The 20,864-nt window shown below is 32.5% G+C and carries 19 protein-coding genes; 4 read left to right on the top strand and 15 right to left on the bottom strand.

The genetic code is table 11. The annotated features are described in order from the left end of the window. The first annotated feature begins 27 nt into the window (after nucleotides 1-27). Together zwf and MHH94_RS07025 are read left to right on the top strand one after the other, a co-directional pair. Nucleotides 28-1,512 (top strand): glucose-6-phosphate dehydrogenase, encoded by a 1,485-nt coding sequence (gene zwf / locus MHH94_RS07030; RefSeq protein WP_058592327.1) that lies wholly within the window; start codon nucleotides 28-30, stop codon nucleotides 1,510-1,512. Between the two features lie 28 nt (nucleotides 1,513-1,540). Further along, a complete protein-coding gene (locus MHH94_RS07025) occupies nucleotides 1,541-2,401 on the top strand; it encodes an effector binding domain-containing protein (RefSeq protein WP_058592326.1) in 861 nt (286 codons plus the stop codon). A gap of 50 nt (nucleotides 2,402-2,451) precedes the next feature. Here the strand turns inward: MHH94_RS07025 and gndA are convergent, their stop codons facing one another. Together gndA and MHH94_RS07015 are read right to left on the bottom strand one after the other, a co-directional pair. Next, the gene (gndA, locus tag MHH94_RS07020; protein WP_058592325.1) at nucleotides 2,452-3,855 is read right to left on the bottom strand and encodes an NADP-dependent phosphogluconate dehydrogenase; all 1,404 of its coding nucleotides are present in this window, start codon (nucleotides 3,853-3,855) and stop codon (nucleotides 2,452-2,454) included. 110 nt (nucleotides 3,856-3,965) lie between these two features. After that, nucleotides 3,966-5,081 (bottom strand): M20/M25/M40 family metallo-hydrolase, encoded by a 1,116-nt coding sequence (locus MHH94_RS07015; RefSeq protein WP_058592324.1) that lies wholly within the window; start codon nucleotides 5,079-5,081, stop codon nucleotides 3,966-3,968. Between the two features lie 95 nt (nucleotides 5,082-5,176). Between MHH94_RS07015 and prli42 the strand changes: the two genes are divergently transcribed. Then, nucleotides 5,177-5,278, top strand: coding sequence for a stressosome-associated protein Prli42 (prli42, locus tag MHH94_RS07010; protein WP_151452370.1), 102 nt, complete (start codon nucleotides 5,177-5,179; stop codon nucleotides 5,276-5,278). A gap of 816 nt (nucleotides 5,279-6,094) precedes the next feature. Here prli42 and MHH94_RS07005 read toward each other — a convergent pair. From MHH94_RS07005 to MHH94_RS06965, 9 genes are all read right to left on the bottom strand, one after another. Continuing rightward, the gene (locus MHH94_RS07005; protein ID WP_048539748.1) at nucleotides 6,095-7,060 is read right to left on the bottom strand and encodes an aromatic acid exporter family protein; all 966 of its coding nucleotides are present in this window, start codon (nucleotides 7,058-7,060) and stop codon (nucleotides 6,095-6,097) included. 18 nt (nucleotides 7,061-7,078) lie between these two features. Beyond that, nucleotides 7,079-7,516 (bottom strand): BrxA/BrxB family bacilliredoxin, encoded by a 438-nt coding sequence (locus MHH94_RS07000; protein WP_058592322.1) that lies wholly within the window; start codon nucleotides 7,514-7,516, stop codon nucleotides 7,079-7,081. 74 nt (nucleotides 7,517-7,590) lie between these two features. Then, nucleotides 7,591-8,871, bottom strand: a complete 1,281-nt coding sequence (locus MHH94_RS06995) for a dihydrolipoamide acetyltransferase family protein (RefSeq protein WP_078355822.1) — start codon at nucleotides 8,869-8,871, stop codon at nucleotides 7,591-7,593. An 11-nt stretch (nucleotides 8,872-8,882) separates the two neighbouring features. Beyond that, nucleotides 8,883-9,866, bottom strand: a complete 984-nt coding sequence (locus MHH94_RS06990; protein ID WP_048539745.1) for an alpha-ketoacid dehydrogenase subunit beta — start codon at nucleotides 9,864-9,866, stop codon at nucleotides 8,883-8,885. Then, on the bottom strand, nucleotides 9,859-10,857 hold the full coding sequence (locus tag MHH94_RS06985; RefSeq protein WP_048539744.1) for a thiamine pyrophosphate-dependent dehydrogenase E1 component subunit alpha: 999 nt from the start codon (nucleotides 10,855-10,857) through the stop codon (nucleotides 9,859-9,861). The genes MHH94_RS06990 and MHH94_RS06985 overlap by 8 nt, the downstream gene beginning before the upstream one ends. A 14-nt stretch (nucleotides 10,858-10,871) precedes the next feature. Continuing rightward, complete coding sequence (gene lpdA / locus MHH94_RS06980) at nucleotides 10,872-12,284, bottom strand: dihydrolipoyl dehydrogenase (protein ID WP_106417475.1); 1,413 nt, start codon at nucleotides 12,282-12,284, stop codon at nucleotides 10,872-10,874. Nucleotides 12,285-12,295: 11 nt separating this feature from the next. After that, entirely contained in the window at nucleotides 12,296-13,357 is a 1,062-nt protein-coding gene (gene buk, locus MHH94_RS06975) for a butyrate kinase (protein ID WP_078355824.1), read from the bottom strand. Beyond that, entirely contained in the window at nucleotides 13,357-14,457 is a 1,101-nt protein-coding gene (locus MHH94_RS06970; RefSeq protein ID WP_048539741.1) for a Glu/Leu/Phe/Val dehydrogenase dimerization domain-containing protein, read from the bottom strand. Before MHH94_RS06970 ends, buk begins: the two co-directional genes overlap by 1 nt. Nucleotides 14,458-14,666: 209 nt before the next feature. Continuing rightward, nucleotides 14,667-15,557: a phosphate acyltransferase gene (locus MHH94_RS06965; RefSeq protein WP_088592329.1), complete on the bottom strand. Its 891-nt coding sequence runs from the start codon at nucleotides 15,555-15,557 to the stop codon at nucleotides 14,667-14,669. A 120-nt stretch (nucleotides 15,558-15,677) separates the two neighbouring features. Here MHH94_RS06965 and MHH94_RS06960 point away from each other — a divergent pair, with 120 nt between their 5' ends. Further along, on the top strand, nucleotides 15,678-15,935 hold the full coding sequence (locus MHH94_RS06960; RefSeq protein WP_078355826.1) for a DUF2627 family protein: 258 nt from the start codon (nucleotides 15,678-15,680) through the stop codon (nucleotides 15,933-15,935). 6 nt (nucleotides 15,936-15,941) lie between these two features. On the opposite strand, the gene MHH94_RS06955 is transcribed toward MHH94_RS06960, so the two are convergent. The 4 genes from MHH94_RS06955 to dxs all read right to left on the bottom strand — a co-directional run bounded on the left by MHH94_RS06955 (nucleotide 15,942) and on the right by dxs (nucleotide 20,829). Then, nucleotides 15,942-16,643: a response regulator gene (locus tag MHH94_RS06955; RefSeq protein ID WP_340840313.1), complete on the bottom strand. Its 702-nt coding sequence runs from the start codon at nucleotides 16,641-16,643 to the stop codon at nucleotides 15,942-15,944. A 29-nt stretch (nucleotides 16,644-16,672) separates the two neighbouring features. After that, on the bottom strand, nucleotides 16,673-18,343 hold the full coding sequence (gene recN / locus MHH94_RS06950) for a DNA repair protein RecN (RefSeq protein ID WP_340840311.1): 1,671 nt from the start codon (nucleotides 18,341-18,343) through the stop codon (nucleotides 16,673-16,675). 17 nt (nucleotides 18,344-18,360) lie between these two features. Then, nucleotides 18,361-18,813 (bottom strand): transcriptional regulator AhrC/ArgR, encoded by a 453-nt coding sequence (gene ahrC, locus MHH94_RS06945; RefSeq protein WP_025904936.1) that lies wholly within the window; start codon nucleotides 18,811-18,813, stop codon nucleotides 18,361-18,363. Nucleotides 18,814-18,960: 147 nt separating this feature from the next. Beyond that, the gene (gene dxs, locus MHH94_RS06940; RefSeq protein WP_340840307.1) at nucleotides 18,961-20,829 is read right to left on the bottom strand and encodes a 1-deoxy-D-xylulose-5-phosphate synthase; all 1,869 of its coding nucleotides are present in this window, start codon (nucleotides 20,827-20,829) and stop codon (nucleotides 18,961-18,963) included. Nucleotides 20,830-20,864: the final 35 nt, after the last annotated feature.

Here is a 20,864-nt window from a genome sequence, read left to right as displayed (position 1 = left end):
AAAAAGTTAGAGAATCGAGGTAAATAAATGACAACCGAAACTAGAAATATTCCATGCTTAATTACAATATTTGGGGCTACAGGTGATTTAAGTCACCGTAAATTATTCCCATCTATTTTTCATTTATATCAACAAAATCAATTAGACGAACATATCGCAATAATCGGTGTTGGTCGAAGGGATTGGACTAATGAAAAGTTCAGAAGTGAAATTAAAGCTTCAGTAGAGAAACATGTACAGAATACAGAAAAGTTAGATGAATTTATGGAACATGTGTTTTACCAATCGCACGATGTTAGTGACCCTTCTAGTTATGAAGAATTATTAGCTTTTTCAAATGAGTTAAACGAACAATATCAATTAGAAGGTAATCGATTATTTTATTTAGCAATGGCACCTCAATTCTTTGGTACTGTTACAGATTTCTTAAAGTCTTCAGGTTTAACAGATACTGACGGTTTCAAACGCTTAATTATTGAAAAACCTTTCGGCACAGATTTAGCATCTGCCGAAGAATTAAATGAACAAATTAGACGTTCATTTAAAGAAGAAGAAATTTACAGAATCGACCATTATTTAGGTAAAGATATGGTACAGAACATCGAAGTGTTAAGATTTGCCAATGCGATGTTCGAACCATTATGGAATAATAAATATATTTCTAATATTCAAGTAACATCATCTGAAATATTAGGTGTAGAAGATCGAGGCGGATACTATGAAAATAGTGGCGCATTAAAAGATATGTTCCAAAACCATATGTTACAAATGGTTGCATTATTAGCAATGGAACCACCTATTAGTTTAAACAGTGAAGATGTTAGAAATGAAAAAGTAAAAGTATTGCGTTCAATTAGAGCTTTAGATGAGTCAGAAGTCAAACAGAACTTTGTTAGAGGGCAATATGATAAAGGCAAAATTGAAGGTGAAGAAGTTAAAAGCTATAGAGAAGAAGATAAAGTAGCAGATGACTCTAATACCCCTACTTTCGTCGCAGGTAAATTAATGATAGATAATTTCAGATGGGCTGGCGTACCATTCTTTATTAGAACTGGTAAAAGAATGAAGAAAAAAGGTATTCAAGTAGTTGTTGAATTCAAAGAAGTACCAATGAATTTATATTACCAACGTGATTCAGAATTAGAATCTAATTTACTTGTTATAAATATTCAACCTAATGAAGGACTTTCACTACACTTAAATGCTAAAAAACAAGTTCAAGGTATAGAAACAGAACCTGTACAATTATCATACGCAATGAGTGCACAAGATAAAATGAATACAGTTGATGCATATGAGAACTTAATCTTCGATTGCCTTAAAGGTGATTCAACAAACTTTACACATTGGGAAGAATTAAAAGCGACATGGAAATATGTAGATGTGATACAAAATGTGTGGGACAATGATAAAGCACCGTTCCCTAATTATAGAGCTGGCACTAATGGACCGATTAAGAGTCAATTATTATTGTCAATTGATGGATTTAAATGGTGGGACGATATTAACTAATCTTTCTGCCAACAGGAGTGACTGAACATTGGAAGTAATTAAAGATTTACAAAGAGCAATTGTGTACATTGAAGATCATCTATTAAGCGATATCGATTTACAAACTTTGAGTGATCACGTTGAAAAGTCCCCTTTTCACTTAAATCAATCTTTTACGATGGTTATTGGTATGACGCCTATTGAATATCAACTTGCTAGAAGAATGACTGAAGCGGCATTTGATATTTTAAGTGGTCATACACGTATTTTAGATATTGCCTTAAAGTATGGATACAGAGATGCACATGCATTCGCTCATGATTTTAATGCATATCATGGCATAAGTCCGCTACAAACGAAGACACATCAATCTATGCTTAAAATTAAAAAAAGAGTCTCTATTAAATTAACTTCTACAGAAACAGAACCGTTAAATTATTCGTTACAATACAAAGATGATTTAAAGTTAGTTGGTAAAAATCATCATTATCATTCAAATGAACTAGATAATCATTTTTTAATACCTGACTTATTAGAAATGTTATTAGAGAATAATTACATAGAAGACTTTATTAAATATAATGATGTTAAACCTAACCAACTATTTGTTGTTCGAAGACCACTAGTAGATGGACTTGAAGTTTTTGTAGGCGTACCTAGCGAAAGATATCCAGGTCATTTAGATAATTATTATTTACCTGGACATCATTTCGCGACGTTTAATTTACAAGGTGAATTAGATTTTGTAGTGAGTGAAGCTTGGCACCATATTGAAAATCAATGGCAACTTAAAATGCCTTATTTACATGATGATTTTTATGTTGAGGTTTATCCTCTTGATGTTAATTTTGATCAAGAAACTTCTAAAGTCCAACTTTGGATACCTATTGATCATAAAAGTATGAATTAAAAAACACCCCGCTATCTTATTTAGATAACGGGGTGTTTCGTTATATCAAATTATTTAGTCCATTCAGTATGGAAAATACCTTCTTTATCTTTACGTTCATAAGTATGCGCACCAAAGTAATCACGTTGTGCTTGAATTAAGTTGGCAGGTAAATCTTCTGAACGGTAACTATCAAAGTAATTGATTGCTGAAGAGAAACCAGGTGTTGCAATTCCTGCTTTGATTGCAGTTGCTGATACTTCTCTTAATGAACCTTGATATTTTGCAACGATATCGTTGAAATAAGGATCTAATAATAAATTTGTTAATGATGAATCATTATCGTAAGCGTCTTTGATTTTTTGTAAGAATTGTGCACGGATGATACAACCCTCTCTCCAAATCATAGCTAACTCACCTAATTTTAAGTTCCAGTTATTTGTTTCACTAGCAGTTTTCATTTGAGCAAATCCTTGTGCATAACTACATATTTTACTCATATAAAGAGCTTGTCTGATTTGCTCTAAGAACGCTTCTTTATCACCAGTAAACTCAGTTACTTCTGGACTAAACGCTGTGCTTGCTTTAACTCTTTCATCTTTAAATGAAGAAATAAATCTAGCAAATACGGATTCAGTAATAATTGTTAATGGAATACCTAATTCTAAAGCATTAATTGAAGTCCATTTACCAGTACCTTTTTGTCCAGCTTTATCCATAATTTTTTCAACTAATGGTGTACCATCTTCGTCTAATTTATTAAAGATTTCGCCAGTGATTTCAATTAAGTAACTTTCTAATTCGCCAGCATTCCATGATTTGAACGTTTCAGCAATATCTTTATGATCCATGTGTAATACACGTTTCATTAAGTCATAACTTTCAGCGATTAATTGCATATCTGCGTATTCAATACCGTTATGCACCATTTTCACATAGTGGCCAGCACCGTCTGGACCAACATATGTTACGCATGGAGAACCATCGCTTGCTTTTGCAGAAATGCTTTCTAAAATTGGTGCTACCAATTCATAAGCTTCTTTCTGACCACCAGGCATAATTGAAGGACCAGTTAATGCACCTTCTTCCCCACCTGAAACACCTGTTCCAATGAAGTTTATTCCACTTTCATCTAAATATTGGTTTCTACGAATCGTGTCTAAATAGTTAGTATTTCCGCCATCGATAAGGATGTCGCCTTTATCTAATAATGGTAATAAGCTATCGATTGTTTTATCTGTTGCTTCACCAGCTTTTACCATAAGTAAAATTTTTCTTGGTTTTTCTAATGAATCTACAAACTCTTCGATTGAATAGTTTGGATGTATATTTTTACCTTGTGATTCTTCAACCATTTGGTCGACTTTCTCTTTTGAACGGTTATACACTGAAACTGAGTAACCACGTGATTCAATATTCCAAGCTAAGTTTTTACCCATTACAGCTAAACCAACTACACCTATTTGTTGTGTCATGAAATTAACCTCACTTTTTTTCATTTTCTAGTACATTTTAACATAGTTTGAATACGTTTTTCGTCTATAAAGTCTTTAATTTCAAATGAATACGTTTACATACTGAATTTTTATGCAAGTTCAGCAATTGCAACGATTTGTTCTGTAATTTTTTGTAATTCTTCAACTGGCATACGTTCATTTGTTGTATGAATATATTCATATCCAACACCTAAAATAACAGTAGGTATACCAAATCCACTAATAACATTTCCGTCAGATCCACCACCTAGTTTAACAAGGTCTGCTTTACGTCCAATTTTTTCAGAAGATTTAACAGCTAATTGAACAACATCGTCTTCTTCAGTTAAGTTAAAGCTTGGGTACATGATTTGTACATTAACTTCAGCAGAACATCCGAATTCTTCAGCAGTTTTCTCGAATGCTTCTTTCATATGTGTGACTTGTTGGTTCATTTTTTCGTCATCTAAAGATCTAGCTTCTGCTAAAATATATACATGATCACTTACGATATTTGTTGCTGTTCCACCTTCGAATCTACCGATATTAGCAGTCGTTTCTTCATCGATACGTCCTAAGTTCATATGACTAACAGCTTTAGCAGCGATATTAATAGCAGAAACACCTTTTTCAGGTTCTAATCCAGCGTGTGCTGTTTTACCTTTAATAATTGCCTCTATTTTAGCTTGTGTTGGAGCCGCTACAACAGTTGTACCTACTTTACCAGGCGCATCAATAGCAAAACCATATTTCGCTTGAATATCATCTGGATTTAAAGCTTTAGCACCAACTAAACCAGATTCTTCACCTACTGTAATGATAAACTCGATATCACCATGTTGAATATTGTTATCTTTAATAACTTGAATAGCTTCTAAAATGGCAGCTAAACCAGCTTTATCATCAGAACCTAAGATTGTTTCACCTTTAGAATAAATGTAACCATCTTCACGTAATTCAGGTTCAATATTATTACCAGGCGTAACAGTATCCATATGGCTTGTAAAATAAATCGGTGTCTTACTAGAATCCTCACCTTTTAATTTACAAATTAAATTACCAGCACCATAACCAGTCTCACTTTGAGAGTCATCCTCTTTAACATCTAAACCTAAATCCGTAAACTTTTGCTTTAATAAGTCAGCAATCTTTCTTTCATTTTTAGATTCAGAATCTACCTTTACAAGTTCTATAAAAGTATTCAATAATCTTTCTTCATTAATCATGATTGTCCCTCTTTTCATTTATTTAAATATCTCATAATCTAGTGTATAATAGTTGATAAATATATACAAAACTAATGTTTAAAGAGAGGGTTATCATGCAAAATAAGAATATACGTAAAATCATAATCATCGTAATGTTAGTAGCAATCGTAGCTGCACTTGTATTATCAGGTATCTTACCATTCCTATTAAATTAATAATATAATTTAAAAGCGCTAGCTCATGATGAGTAGCGCTTTTTGTTTTGGGGTAGACAATTCTAGAAAATGAGGTATTTCATGGCTTAAGTCCATCATTAAGCCAAGAGATTGGTCATTTCGTGGCTTAAGTCCTTCATTAAGCCAAGAGATCGGGTATTTCATGGCTTAAGTCTACCATTAAGCCAAGAGATCGGGTATTTCATTGCTTAAATCTACCATTAAGCCAAGAGATTGGTCATTTCATGGCTTAAGTCTTTCATTAAGCCAAGAAATCGGGTATTTCATTGCTTAAGTCTACCATTAAGCCAAGAGATTGGTCATTTCATGGCTTAAGTCTTTCATTAAGCCAAGAGATTGAGGATTCCATGGCTTAAGTCTTTCATTAAGCCAAGAGTTTGGGTATATCGTGGCTTAAGTCTTTCATTAAGCCAAGAGATTGGTCATTTCATGGCTTAAGTCTACCATTAAGCCAAGAGATTGGTCATTTCATGGCTTAAGACTTTCATTAAGCCAAGAGATCGGGTATTTCATGGCTTAAGTCTACCATTAAGCCAAGAGATTGGTCATTTCATGGCTTAAGTCTTTCATTAAGCCAAGAGTTTGGGTATATCGTGGCTTAAGTCTTTCATTAAGCCAAGAGATTGAGGATTTCATGGCTTAAGTCTTTCATTAAGCCAAGAGTTTGGGTATATCGTGGCTTAAGTCCTTCATTAAGCCATGAGTTTCATTAGTTCATAGTTTAGATTTCAAACATTAACTAACGTTTACCCCTCTATATATACAAAAAACGCAATGCTGAATAGCATTGCGTTTTTACTTCTTAAGGCTACCGAATTGTGATTTGATTAGTAAGTACTCTTCTACTTCGTTTAATAGTTGAAATAGTGCTGCTATACTTTCTAATTCTTGTTGTGTTTTTGGTAGCTCGATGGACTGTAATTTGATTTTAATGTCATATAGATTATGCAATCTCATAAGTGAGTAATCATTGCCTTGTACGTTTTGTGATACTTCTAATAACAATTGACTACATAAATGATGTGCGTGTTGACTGTGTTGCATTGATTCAATTAAATTTTTCATTCTTTTTAATAAAGTCAATTGTTCTTCTCTCATATCAAAGTAATGATAATAAGAATTTTCATTTCTCACAAAATGATTTTTAACTTCTCTAAATGCTAATGATTTAGCTTTTCTAATATTTTCTGAAACTATATCAAATGACGGTACATTAATTTTCTTATTTGGATCTTGTAAGCATTGACTATAAATAAAGGTTATTAATATAAAGTCGTCTTCTATTTTGCGCTTATAGTTGTTGAGTTTGTAATCTAAACTTGGCATAAACATATTCATTATTAAGGCGATGCCTATACCAATTATAAGTAATAAGATTTCATTTATGACGACATTCATATCGATTGTTTTAGCCATATACAAATGTAGTATAATAACACAGCTTGTTACGATACCTTCTTGTACACCAATCATGACTGTTACAGGTATAAATAAAAGTACCATAATACCAAGTATAATGGGTGTGCTTCCAAAATAAGTGAAAAATAATGAACCTATCAAAATTGCAATAAAACATGCTACAAATCTATATATTGCAGCTTCAAATGATTTTACTCTTGTATCCTTAATACATAATACAACAAGAATAGCACTGGATGCATAGTTGTCTAAGCCGATTAACCTAGAAAGGATGACAGCTAATGTCATCCCTAGGGCAGTTTTTAATGTTCTATATCCTATTCTGTACGGTTTTATTTGCATAAGAAATGAACCGTTCCTTTACACTTCTTCGCAATACTCTTCGAATAGTGCTTGAATGTTTGTAATAACACTCATTGGATCGTGACCTTCGATTTCATGTCTTTCAATCATTTTGACAATTTTGCCATCTTTTAGAAAAGCAAATGATGGACTTGATGGTGGATAACCTTCGAAATATTCACGTGCTGTTTCTGTTGCTTCTTTGTCTTGACCAGCAAATACAGTTACTAATTGATTTGGTAATTTATCATAGTGTAACGCATGTTGTGCTGCTGGTCTTGCGATACCGCCTGCACATCCACAAACTGAATTAACCATAACAAACGTTGTACCTGGTTTGTTGAAAGTTTCTTCAACTTCATCTTTAGTTGTTAATTGTTTGTATCCAGCTGCTTCTATTTCATTTCTCGCAGAATTGACTACGTCGTTCATATATAAATTGAAATCCATTTCCATAAAAAAAGCCTCCTGTAATAATAGATAAGTCTATTTTACAGGAGATTTAAGGGTAAAACAATGAGAAGCTTTTATTAATATATAGATGTATTCTCGATTGTCATACTTTGTAATCTTTCTTTTACATATTTTAAGAATTCACCGGCCATTAAACCATCTAATATTCTATGATCAATTGATAATGATAAATTAACCATATCACGAATACCAATCATATCATTGACAACTACAGGTCGTTTCACAATGGATTCTACTTGTAAAATAGCTGCTTGTGGATGATTGATAATACCCATTGATGATACAGAGCCAAATGAACCCGTGTTATTGACTGTAAATGTACCACCTTGCATATCTTGAGAAGTTAATTTATGCTGTCTTCCTCTAGTTGCTAGATCATTAATTTCACGAGCGATACCTTTGATTGATTTATCATCAGCATTTTTAATAACAGGTACATATAATTTATCTTCACTTGCTACTGCGATTGAAATATTAATATCTTTATGAATTTTAATTTCATCGCCAGCCCAAGTGCTATTTAACATCGGATATTTTTTCAATCCTTCTGCAACAGCTTTTACGAAAAATGCGAAGAATGTTAAGTTATATCCTTCGTTTTGTTTAAAAGATGATTTATGATGTTGTCTTGTTTTAACAAGATATGTAGCATCAACTTCGACCATCATCCAAGCATGTGGAATTTCATGAACACTTTGTAACATTTTATTAGCAATTGCTCTTCTAACGCCATTAACAGGAATTGAATCTCCAGGTAATGAAGTCGTTTCTGGTTCTGGTTGAACTGTGTTTTCAGTGATTGCTTCAGATGTTGCATCTACTTGTTTAGATGGTGTGTTTTCAGTTGAGTCACCATTTTCGATAGCATTTAAAATATCTTTTTTAGTGACTCTTCCTAAATTGCCAGTACCTTTAACTTTATTTAAATCAATATTATTTTCACTTGCTAATTTAAAGACAACAGGTGAATATTGACCGTTATTCATTGGACCTTCTTGTGGTTCATTAGATACAGGTTTTTCAGCTTTTACAGGTTGATCTTCTTTAGATACTTCTGATTCAGTTTGTTCATCAGTACTATTATTGTTATCCTCTGATGTTTCACCTACTACGTCCATTCTACAAATGATTGTACCAACATCAACTGTTTCGCCAGCTTCTACAACAATTTCTTTAATTGTTCCATTAAATGTTGAAGGCACTTCAGCTGTTACTTTATCTGTAATCACTTCGCACAGTGCATCGTACTCTTCAATTGTGTCGCCTGGTTGAACGAGCCATTGTTCGATTGTACCTTCATGAACACTTTCTCCAAGTTTCGGCATCTTTACGTCCATAATTTAACCTCCTAAAATTCAGCTAATGTTCTCATTTTTTCTTCTATTTTTACAGGATTCATCATAAAGAAATCTTCCATTGGTGGTGAAAATGGCATAGCTGGTACGTCTGGACCTGCAAGTCTTGCAATTGGTGCATCTAAATCAAATAAGCAATTTTCAGCTATTATGGCAGATACTTCACTCATGACACTACCTTCTAGATTATCTTCAGTTACAACCAATACTTTGCCAGTCTTTTTCGCACAATTAATAATTGTTTCTTTATCTAGTGGATATAATGAACGTAAATCTACTATTTCTGCATCTATACCTTCAGTTGATAATATTTCAGCTGCTTGAAGTGCGTAATTTACACATAATCCATAAGTGAATACTGTAATATCTGAACCTTCTCGTTTAACATCTGCTTTATCAATTGGTACAGTATAATATTCTTCAGGCACTTCTTCTTTTAATAATCTATATGCTTTTTTATGCTCGAAATATAATACAGGATCATTATCTTCAATTGCCGCAAGAAGTAAACCTTTAGCATCATATGGCGTTGATGGAATAACCACTCTTAAGCCTGGTGTTGAACAGAATATACTCTCAATACTTTGAGAATGATATAATGCGCCATGAATTCCGCCACCAAATGGACTTCTAATTGTTAAAGGACAATCCCAGTCATTATTAGAACGGTATCTTATTTTAGCTGCTTCATTGATGATTTGGTTTGTTGCCGGAACGATATACTCTGCAAATTGAATTTCAGATACCGGTCTTTTACCCATCATAGCAGCACCAATTGAAGCACCAACGATATTTGATTCTGCTAACGGTGAATCGATCACGCGTCCTTCACCATATTTGTTGTATAAATTTTTAGTTGCGCCAAATACGCCGCCTTTTAGACCAACATCTTCGCCGATAACAAATACATTATTGTCTTTTTCCATCGCTTGGTCCATTGCTTGATTAATCGCGTCAAGATAGGATAACTTAGGCATTCTTTTCGCCTCCTTGATCATATACATGTGTTAAAGCTTCTTCCGGTAATGGATAAGGTGCTTTTTCTGCATTTTTAGTAGCAGTATTGATTTCTTGTTTAATTTCTTCTTCAACTTGGCTGAACCACTCGTCGTTTGTCACTTGATGTTCAACTAAATATTCTTTGAATTTAATCATACAATCATTATCTTTTTCTTCTTTCATCTCATCTGCTGGACGATAAGTATCGTTATCGTCTGAAGAATGAGGTGTTAATCTACTACATAATGCTTCAATTAATGTAGGTCCTTCACCATTAATTGCACGTTCTCTTGCACGTTTAACTGCTTCATAAACAGCTATAGGATCATTACCATCAACTTGTTCACCAAATGCACCGTAACCTGCAGCTCTAGATGATAAATCATCTGTAGCGTACTGTAAGTGAGTTGGTACGGAAATGGCATATTTATTGTTTTCAATAATACAAATAAATGGCAATTTATGAACACCAGCGAAGTTCATTGCTTCATGGAAGTCACCTTGGCTTGTACTTCCTTCACCTAAAGTAGCTAGTGCAATCGCTTCTTTGCCATCCATTTTAAGCGATAAACTTGCACCAACTGCATGTAATACTTGAGTTGTTACACAAGAGCCTTGCGTTAAAATAGATAACTCCTTTTTACTAAAATGAGATGGCATTTGCTTACCTCCACTTGAAGTATCACCTTGTTTAGCAAATGCAGCTAACATAGATTCTTCTGCAGAAATACCACGTGCTGTAACTAAAGCTAAATCTCTATAGTAAGGTGCTAATACGTCTTCGTCTTTTAGTGCATAATATGTGCCAATCTGCGTTGCTTCTTGACCTTGACAACTAATGACAAACGGTAGTTTACCTGCTCGATTGAGTAGCCACATTCTTTCGTCAATTTTTCTACCTAATAACATCCATTTATAAATTTCTTTTAAGTCTTCATGCGTTAATCCGACAGTCTTATAATCTAACATCTAATCTCTCCTCTTTAGACGTGAATAGCACGATTCTCAGATTTTAACCCTAGTTCCATGAGCACTTCTCCAATTGAAGGATGTGCATGTACAGTAGTTGCTAGTTCTTCAGTAGAGCCATTCATAAATGTAAATAGAGCTGCTTCATTAATTAATTCAGTCACTTTTGCACCAATCATATGAATGCCAAGCACTTTTTCATTGTCTATATCTTTGATTAAAATACATTCACCAAGTCCATTATTTTCGATGACGGATTTTCCAATTGCTTTAAATGGCACTTTAAATTTTTTGAAATTAATATTTTGTGCTTTAGCATCTTGTTCAGTCATCCCTATTGAAGCAATTTCAGGATTTGTATATATACATCTCGGAACTGTTAAATAATCTAACATAATAGGATTTTGATCAAACATATGCTCTACTGCAATTGTGCCTTCTTTAGTTGCAACGTGTGCTAACTGATAATTACCGATGACATCTCCAACCGCATAAATATGTTTATCATCAGTTTGATAAACATCATTTGTTTGAATATAGCCTTTATTATCGGTCTTTATTTTTGTGTTATTCAAACCTAAATCTTCAGTATTCGGTGTTCTACCAACAGCGACTAATACTTTTTCAAAAGTTTGTTGCTCATTTTGAAGTGTTACATCTACGTGTTGATCATGTATGCTGACATCTTGTTCAGATAAAGGACATTTCTCATGAATGTTTATACCATTTTCTTCAAAGCTACGTTTAATCGTCTTACTGATTTCACGTTGTTCGTTAGGGATAATAGATTGCCCTGCTTCAACAATTGTTACTTTTACACCTAAATCATTTAATAAAGATGCAAATTCAAGTCCTATAACACCGCCACCGATAATTAACATGCTTTTAGGCAATGTTTCTAATTGCATCATATCATCACTTGAAATGACGGTTTGATGGTTAAACTTTAAGAATGGTAATTCAATTGGTCTTGATCCTGTTGAAATTAATACATTTTGATTAACGAGTAGTTCCGATTCGCCATTTTCAAATTCAACAGATACAGTTCCAGCTTGAGGCGAGAACAATGAAGGCCCTAGAATTCTGCCATTACCTTCATAAATGTCAATTTTGTATTTTTTCATCAAACTTTGTACACCATTGTACATCGTGGAAACTGTTTCATCTTTCTTAGCAACAACATCCGACATTTCAAAATCAGCTGAAGCAGTTTTAATACCATATTCGTTTGAATGTTGTATGTATCTTAAAATTTCTGCAGTTTTTAAATATGATTTTGTAGGTATACAACCTTTATGTAAACAAGTTCCACCTAACTTAAATTTCTCTACAATTGCGACTTTTTTTCCTAGTTGTGAAGCACGAATTGCTGATACGTAGCCCGCCGTACCGCCACCTAGAATGACTAAATCATATTCTTTAGACATAGTATTACTCCTTATTCATATGACTTGGTACTAATTTTACCGTGTAAGAGGTCCATTACGCCAATATTTAAGGCGTGCATTTCTTTTTCTCCTTCATATATAGTAACATTTTGTAGCCAAGATACATATTGTTTTACTTTATTTGTGATATATTTTGAATAACTTAACCCACCAGTTATGATAATTTGATCGATTTGACCTTCTAAAACGACCGCGCAAGAACCTATAGATTTAGCAATTTGATAACACATGGCATCTAAGACTAGTTTAGCAGTTTTATCGCCATTTTCCATCATTTGTTCTACTTTTAAACAATCATTTGTACCAAAATATGATAATAACCCAGATTTTTTACTTAATTCATTATTAGCTTCTTTAGCATTTAAATCGTGATCAATAACCCATTTAATTAACGCATCATTTGGTATTGAACCAGCTCTTTCAGGACTAAATGGCCCCTCACCTAATAAGCCGTCATTAACTTCGATGACTCTTCCTTTTCTATGAGCACCTACACTTATACCACCACCGAGATGTGCAACGATGACATTAATATCTTCATATGCTTTGCCAATATCAGTTGCATATTGTTTAGCGACAGATTTCTGGTTTAATGCATGGAAGATGCTGCGTCTTTCAATACCTTTTATGCCAGTAATTCTAGCTTCAGGTATTAATTCATCTACAACGACAGGATCAACAATATATGCTTGTATATTTAATTCTTTAGCAAATGTATAGCCGATAATACCACTTAAATTTGAGGCATGAAATCCATACTTAAAAGATTTCAAATCTTGATTCATGATGTTATTAACAAGATATGTTCCACCCTGTATAGGCTTTAAAACACCACCCCTACAAGCAATAGCATCTATTGATTGTAGGGAGATATGATGTTGGTTTAATGAGTTCTTGATACTTTCAAGTCGAAATGGGACTTGTTCAATTAATGGAAGATTAGTTTGTTCGATATCATACCTAATAACATCTTCAAATAACATATCATAGTTATCAAATACAGCAACTTTAGATGATGTGCTTCCTAAATTAAGTACAAGAATTTTTTTCATTATTTTTTACCTCTAGAAATGATAGATCTTTCAGTTTTTAAGAAATTACTTCTTACATTTTTAAGTTGTTCAATACGTTCTTCAGCTAAAATTTCAGCTGCACGTGCAGAAGTAATTTGATCTCTTTTACTAATTTCAAATACTTTATCCATTTGGTCATAGATTTTCTCAATATTTGAAATAGCACGTACTTCATTGTATCCATCTAATTCATCAGCAACATTGATAACACCACCAGAGTTAGCAACGAAGTCAGGCGCATATACAATACCTTTATCTTCTAATTGAGAACCGTGTAAATCTATGTCTTGTAATTGATTGTTTGCACTACCACATACAACTTTAACTTTTAAGCGTGCGATAGTATCATCATTTAATACGCCACCTAAAGCACAAGGTGCAAAGATATCAGCATCTACATCATAAATATCATTAATACCTACACTTTGAGCGTTGAAGTCATTTACAACTCTATCAACTGCTTCTTGGTTAATATCCGTTACAACTAATTGAGCACCTGCTTCATGTAAATAACGACATAGTTCGTAAGCAACGTGTCCAACACCTTGAACGGCAACTGTTTTCCCGTTTAAATCATCTGTTCCAAATGCTTCTTTAGCTGCACGTTTCATAGAAACAAATACACCTAATGAAGTTTTAGGACTTGGGTTACCACTAGATTGGTGACTTTCAGATAAACCAACTACGTAATCAGTCTCTTCAAAGATAATATCCATATCGTCTTCAGTCGTTCCAACATCTTCTGCAGTAATATAACGACCATTTAAACTTTCTACATATCTACCTAAAGCTCTAAATAAAGCTTCTGATTTATCTTTTTTAGGATCGCCGATAATAACTGTTTTACCGCCTCCTAAGTTTAAACCAGCTGCAGCATTTTTATATGTCATACCTCTTGATAAGCGTAATGCGTCATTAATAGCTTCTTCTTCACTTTCATATGGCCACATTCTACAACCACCAAGTGCTGGTCCTAATGTTGTATCATGAATCGCAATGATTGCTTTTAATCCTGAACTTTTATCGTGACAAAATACTATTTGCTCATAGTCATATTTTTCTATCGTTTCGAATAACATAATTATCCCCTTTTCACTTTTTATATAATAACTTCATTTCTAATTTTACATGAAATGTTTTATTTATCAAATAAATTGACGAAGAATGATAGCGCTTACAAAAAGTAAAAATTTTTAGAAAATTCAATCTTTATTGATATAAAAGCATTGTAAGCTCTTTCAATACTTTGAAATAAAGAGTATAGTTATTAATTTATTATTATAATATACTAAATAAGCATTAACGCACTACAAATAGAATGAAATTTATCTTGTGATGAATCTGATCTAGAAGTTAAAATTATGGGTATTTTTGCTCCAATTATAACAGATGCTACATCAGCGTTCGATAAATAAACGAGTGATTTATATAAAATATTGCCACTTTCAATTTGAGGGACGATTAAACCATCAACGTTACCTGATATTTTTGAATCTATTTTTTTAATAATGGATGCCTTTTTATTAATTGCAGCATCAAATGCAATTGGACCTTCTATTTCAAGGTCTAGTTTTTCTTGATTAAAATAAGACACGACTTCATGCGCATCAACCGATGACTGCATTTTCGGATTCACATTTTCAATTGCAGAAAGTACGCCTATTTTAGGCGAGTTGATACCAATTTTTTTGAGTGAATATACTAAATTCGATGTAATTTCAATTTTTTGTTCGATAGTTGGTGCAATATTCATCGCAACATCTGATACGGTTAACATCTTGTGATACTCCGGTATATTAAATATTGCGATATGGCTCATTCTATAGTTAGTCTTCAAATTATATTTATCTTTTAATACTTCTTTCAACAATTCTGATGTTGAAATTAATCCTTTCATTATTAAGTCTGCTTTTCCATCTGCTACAGCTTGTACACATTGAGATACAGTATGTTCTTCGTTAAGTGTTTGAATAATTTCTACTCTATTTAATTCTTCATGCGTTAAATTAAATGATCTAATCAGCTCATCTTGTGGTCGTTCATCAAACAACATAAATGTAGCTTTTGTATGTTTAATCGCTTTAACAATTGCTTTAATGACACCTTCATCATTTGATTTACATACAGCAATTGTCGCCGATATATTTTGACCGTTTTTTATCATATCTTTAAAAAGCATTTAATCCCCTCCTATTACTATCATAATCAAATTGTATCGTTTATTCCATTTTTTCAATGTTTACTTTTACTCATTATCTCATATATAATATAAGTTATTAATTAATAGGAGTTTTAACTTATGCAAAAGTATATTGCATTACTTATTTTGGTTATACCAGGTATTATTGCGGGACTAGGTATTAAATGGATGAGAGATGCTGTTTTTGGACAACTCGTTTCACAATTACATTTTATTTGGTTGCAGTTTTTATTAGGCTTTATATTCTTTGTATTTGGTGTAGTGTTCATTGGGGGGTATATACTACATCGTGAAAAGAAAAATAAACGTGCACAAGAACATTTTATGAAGAAACAAAACCCCAAAAAAAGAGACTAGGAAAGCCTAGTCTCTTTTTTTAAACTTTTCATATAGATGTAATAAAAATTCACCGTTTGTAGGTCGTACATACAATTTTTCACTATTATACCAATAGGACTTTAATTCTTTATCCCAAGCTAATTTAATAGCATGCCGTATAGACCTTTCAACATTATTCGCTTGTATATTATAATTTTGAGAAATTAAAGGATAAAGTTCTTTAGTTAATGGCATCTTACGGTTATATTGAAGCATAAGATGTACACCATACTTAATATATTCATATCCGTTTAAATTTGATGAAAATCCAATCTTTTCAAGTAATAAATCTAAAGCGTCCATTTCTTCAATATTAGAATCTGTTGTTGTTATTACACGTTGTATTGTGTCTAATAAGACATCAAACTCAACAGGTTTAATTAAGAAGTAATCTACTCCTAATGAAACAGATTCTTTTAAGACATCATCACTAACAAAAGCACTCATACAAATCACTTTAAATTGCTTATTTTGTTTTATATATTTTTTAAGCAAAGTCATGCCATCAATGTGTGGCAAGATTAAGTCTAATAGAAGAATATCGAAAACTTCTCCATTTAAAATGTCGAGTGCTTCTTTACCGTTGTATCCAATATTAACAATTTCAATATCGTGTTCTTTTAAATATTGTGCCATTTCACTAACATACGCTTTCGAGTCTTCTATTATTGCAACCTTAATTACCATGCTTAACACCCTAACGAATCATTCTATTTTTAATTTTTGTTTTGTATAATCATTTCTTTAGCGTGTTGTCGAGTTAATTCAGTAACTTCAACACCTGATATCATTCTTGCTATTTCATCTATTTTATCTTTACCATCTAATTGTTTTATAGAAGTCGTTGCTCTATCATTTACCGTTTCTTTAGCAATATACAAATGATTATCACTAATTGCAGCGACTTGAGGTAAATGTGAAATACATATCACTTGAAGTGTTTGCGCAATCTGATGCATTTTTTCAGCCATTTTCTGAGCGACTCTTCCAGATACACCTGTATCTACTTCATCAAATAAAATTGCTGTTTGTCCTTTTGAAGAAACAAATATACTTTTCAACGCAAGCATTATTCTCGATAGTTCACCACCAGAAGCTATTTTATTTAAACTTTTTAATGGTTCGCCTTTATTTGGACTAATTAAGAACTCTACTTCTTCTAAGCCATATTGAGTAGGCTTCGTTTTAGTGAATGTAATTTCTATATTCGCATCTTGCATATGCAAATTCTGTACTTCTTCAACTAATCTATCTCTAAGATCCAACGCAACTTGTCTTCTTTTAGTAGATAGTGCTTCTCCGTATTTTAGAACGTTTGTATAAAGATCGTTAATTTCTTCACGTAATTGAGAAGTACTTTGTTCGTAGTTCTCAATTTTATATATTTCATCATCAATTTTATCTCTATATTTGATTAATTCAGGTATGCTTTTACCATATTTACGGTTGAGGTCAGTGAGTACATTTAATCTAGACTCGTACTCATTTAGTAAAGATTCATCAAAGTCATTAGACGTTAGTTCATTATATAGTTCATGTTTGTAATCTTCTAAAGTGTAATACATTTGATCTAATTCTTCACTAAAAGCAGTATATTTATCCGGAATAATATCATTTATATGTTGAATTTCTTGATTAAGTTCATAAATTTTATCTGTAATGTTTTCTTCACTACTCAATAACATATGGGCTTTATTAAGACTTTCATTTATTTTTTCATGATTTTGAAGTTTTTTAATTTCTTGATTTAAAAACTCAATTTCATCTTCTTTTAAATTCGCGTCATGTAATTCATCACGTTGGAATTTTATTAAATCTAATCTTTGTAATAATGCTTGGTCTTGAGATTCTAACTTTTCAAGTTCTTGTTTTTTCAAACGATAAGATTGAAAAATTTCTTCATATTGATCAATATCAGATTGATATATGCCATCAGCATAATTATCTAACAATGATAAATGATATTTAGGTTTAAGTAATATTTGCGTTTCATGTTGACCATGTATATCAAGTAATTCTTGCATGACAATTTTTAAATCAGATAGTGTTACATTCTGATTGTTCAATTTACAAATGCTTTTTCCTGAAGAAAATATTTCTCTTTTTACAAACAAGAAATCTTCGTCAAAATCGATATCTAACTCACTTAAGATTTTATTGACATTAGGTACATTATCAATATCAAATACGCCTTCAATTGTCGCCTTCTGTTCGCCATGTCTAACAAAACTTTGTGAGGCTCTTGCACCTACTAACTGACCAATAGCATCTATAATAATAGATTTACCAGCACCAGTTTCACCGCTTAAAACAGTCAGTCCACCTGAAAAATTAATTTCTAAAGATTCAATTATAGCAAATTGTTTAATTGTAAGAGCTTGTAACATTGTATATTAAATCTCCTTTAAAGCATATTAAAAATTCTATCTGTAATAACTTCAGCTGCCTCAGTATCTTTACAAATAATTAAACATGTGTCATCACCGCATATCGTACCAATGACTTCTGTCCAATCTATTTGGTCAATAATTGCACCAATTGATTGCGCATTACCTGGTAATGTTTTAAGAACTAATAAATTATCTGCTCCATCAATTTTTACAAATGAATCCATTAAATATCTACCTAATTTATCAATCGGGTGATATTTACGATCTCTAGGTAAACTATAGATATATTGACCAGAAGGTGCTGGAACTTTAATTAATTGAAGCTCTTTAATATCACGAGATATTGTAGCTTGTGTGATATTCAAATCATATTCATTTAGTCTTTTGACTAATTCTTCTTGTGTTTCAATTTGTTCGTTAGAAATTATTTCTCTTATCTTAATCTGACGCATTGTTTTGTTCGCCATTACATACACCTCTGTTAATGAATATTTATACACTTATAATAGCATAAAATTGATAAAAATAGTAATGTAAGCGCTATAAACAATTTAAATGACGCTTTAGATATACTAAAGCGTCTTTTTCAACATAATTATTCATATATTTATCAATTACTTAATTAACGATTTGACAGTAGACATGATATTTGATTTAGAGATACCTATATCTTCTAATAATAAACCTACTTCACCGTGCTCAATGTATGTGTCATTTATGCCTATTCTTCTTACATTATTATGATAATCATTGTCTTTCATAAAAGTAGCTATTTGACTTCCTAAACCACCAGTTAACATGGCTTCTTCAACTGTAATAATCGGTTTCGACGCTTTACCGAGGTTATGCAGCATTTCAAAATCCATAGGTTTTATAAACCGAGCATTAACAATATTGATATGGATGTCTTCTTTTAATAATTCGTCTGCTACATCTGTTACAAGTGAGACTGTTGGTCCATAGCTAATAATCGTTAAATCATCACCGTTTCTTTCAACATTCCAAGATCCTAATTTTATTAATTCACTATCTTTAGTATCATCCAGTAACGGAGCATTACCTCTCGGATACCTGATTGCCATTGGACCATGTTTAGTTTCAAAAGCAGTTTTGATCATATTTTTCGCTTCATTACCATCTTTAGGCATCATGATTGTAAAGTTAGGAAATTGACTTAAAAACCCAACATCAAATACACCTTGATGAGTTTCTCCATCTGCCCCAACAAGTCCTGCTCGATCAACACCAAACAATACGTTTAAGTTTTGACGGTCTACATCGTGTAACAATTGATCATATGCACGTTGCATAAATGTTGAATAGATTGCGACATATGGTTTCATGCCTTGTGTTGCAAGTCCTGCTGCCATCGTAACTGCATGCTGTTCAGCAATACCTACATCAAAAAATTGTTCAGGTAACGTTTGTTGAAATTTAGTTAATTTTGATCCAACAGGCATAGCTGGCGTGATTGCAACAATTCGTTTGTCATGTTGCGCATATGCTAATACTTCATCACTCATTAATGCACTCCATGCCGGCCCTTCAGCACTTCCTTTTATCACTTCACCAGTCTCAAGCTTATATGGTCCTAAACCATGCCAAGTCCCAATTATATCTTTCTCAGCAGGTTTATAACCTTTACCTTTTTTTGTCACAACGTGTATGAGAACAGGTTTGTCCATTTGTTTTGAAACTGTTATAGCTTCATCTAATGCTTTAAAATTATGGCCATCTACAGGTCCAATATATTTAATGCCAAGTTCTTCAAAGAAGATGCCATCTACGACTAAATATTTTAAACTGTCTTTAATTTTATCAGCAGAGTCTTTTAACAAATCTCTACCAGGTAATCTATTAATTAAACTTTCAGCATCAAATTTAAAGCGATTATAATTTTGGTTAGATCGAATTCTCGCAAACATATTATGCATTGCACCAACATTTGGTGCGATACTCATTTCGTTATCATTTAAAATAATCGTTAAATTCGTTTTGTCATGTCCTATGTGGTTTAATGCTTCTAGTGCCATACCACCTGTTAAAGCGCCATCACCAATTACAGGTACAACATGATGATCTTTTCCTAATATATCTCTTGCTTTTGCCATCCCCACAGCAGCAGATAAAGAAGTTGAACTATGTCCAGCTTCCCATACATCATGTTCTGATTCTTTCATTTTAGGAAAACCACATAATCCTTTATATTGTCGTAAAGAACTAAATTCATGGCCTCTACCGGTTAATATTTTATGAATGTATGTTTGATGTCCAACATCCCATAATATCTTATCTACAGGGCTATTAAAATGTTTATGTAGGCTCAATGTTAATTCAACGACACCTAAATTTGCCCCTATATGTCCGCCAGTTACCGAACAAGTTTCAATTAAAAATTTTCTAATGTCACTACTCAGTTGTTCAAGTTCTTGATAAGATAAATTTTTGAGGAAGGATGGGTTTTTTATTTTTGAAACATCCATTTTTTAACCACCTTTAGCCCGATTCTTGTGACCAG

The organism is Mammaliicoccus sp. FSL K6-3158, assembly GCF_038005105.1.
GTDB lineage: Bacteria > Bacillota > Bacilli > Staphylococcales > Staphylococcaceae > Mammaliicoccus > Mammaliicoccus sciuri.
Note: the sequence above shows the minus strand (reverse complement) of the source record. Positions and strands in the feature narration are given on the sequence as shown.

Excerpts from the sequence above, each read along its gene's own strand:
- dxs (WP_340840307.1), bottom strand. The coding sequence starts at position 20,829 with ATGGATGTTTCAAAAATAAAAAACCCATCCTTCCTCAAAAATTTATCT.
- buk (WP_078355824.1), bottom strand. The coding sequence starts at position 13,357 with ATGAAAAAAATTCTTGTACTTAATTTAGGAAGCACATCATCTAAAGTT.
- MHH94_RS07000 (WP_058592322.1), bottom strand. The coding sequence starts at position 7,516 with ATGGAAATGGATTTCAATTTATATATGAACGACGTAGTCAATTCTGCG.
- prli42 (WP_151452370.1), top strand. The coding sequence starts at position 5,177 with ATGCAAAATAAGAATATACGTAAAATCATAATCATCGTAATGTTAGTA.
- zwf (WP_058592327.1), top strand. The coding sequence starts at position 28 with ATGACAACCGAAACTAGAAATATTCCATGCTTAATTACAATATTTGGG.
- MHH94_RS06965 (WP_088592329.1), bottom strand. The coding sequence starts at position 15,557 with ATGCTTTTTAAAGATATGATAAAAAACGGTCAAAATATATCGGCGACA.
- MHH94_RS06970 (WP_048539741.1), bottom strand. The coding sequence starts at position 14,457 with ATGTTATTCGAAACGATAGAAAAATATGACTATGAGCAAATAGTATTT.
- gndA (WP_058592325.1), bottom strand. The coding sequence starts at position 3,855 with ATGACACAACAAATAGGTGTAGTTGGTTTAGCTGTAATGGGTAAAAAC.
- MHH94_RS06995 (WP_078355822.1), bottom strand. The coding sequence starts at position 8,871 with ATGGACGTAAAGATGCCGAAACTTGGAGAAAGTGTTCATGAAGGTACA.
- MHH94_RS06960 (WP_078355826.1), top strand. The coding sequence starts at position 15,678 with ATGCAAAAGTATATTGCATTACTTATTTTGGTTATACCAGGTATTATT.
- recN (WP_340840311.1), bottom strand. The coding sequence starts at position 18,343 with ATGTTACAAGCTCTTACAATTAAACAATTTGCTATAATTGAATCTTTA.
- MHH94_RS06985 (WP_048539744.1), bottom strand. The coding sequence starts at position 10,857 with ATGTTAGATTATAAGACTGTCGGATTAACGCATGAAGACTTAAAAGAA.
- ahrC (WP_025904936.1), bottom strand. The coding sequence starts at position 18,813 with ATGGCGAACAAAACAATGCGTCAGATTAAGATAAGAGAAATAATTTCT.
- MHH94_RS06955 (WP_340840313.1), bottom strand. The coding sequence starts at position 16,643 with ATGGTAATTAAGGTTGCAATAATAGAAGACTCGAAAGCGTATGTTAGT.
- lpdA (WP_106417475.1), bottom strand. The coding sequence starts at position 12,284 with ATGTCTAAAGAATATGATTTAGTCATTCTAGGTGGCGGTACGGCGGGC.
- MHH94_RS07015 (WP_058592324.1), bottom strand. The coding sequence starts at position 5,081 with ATGATTAATGAAGAAAGATTATTGAATACTTTTATAGAACTTGTAAAG.
- MHH94_RS06990 (WP_048539745.1), bottom strand. The coding sequence starts at position 9,866 with ATGCCTAAGTTATCCTATCTTGACGCGATTAATCAAGCAATGGACCAA.
- MHH94_RS07005 (WP_048539748.1), bottom strand. The coding sequence starts at position 7,060 with ATGCAAATAAAACCGTACAGAATAGGATATAGAACATTAAAAACTGCC.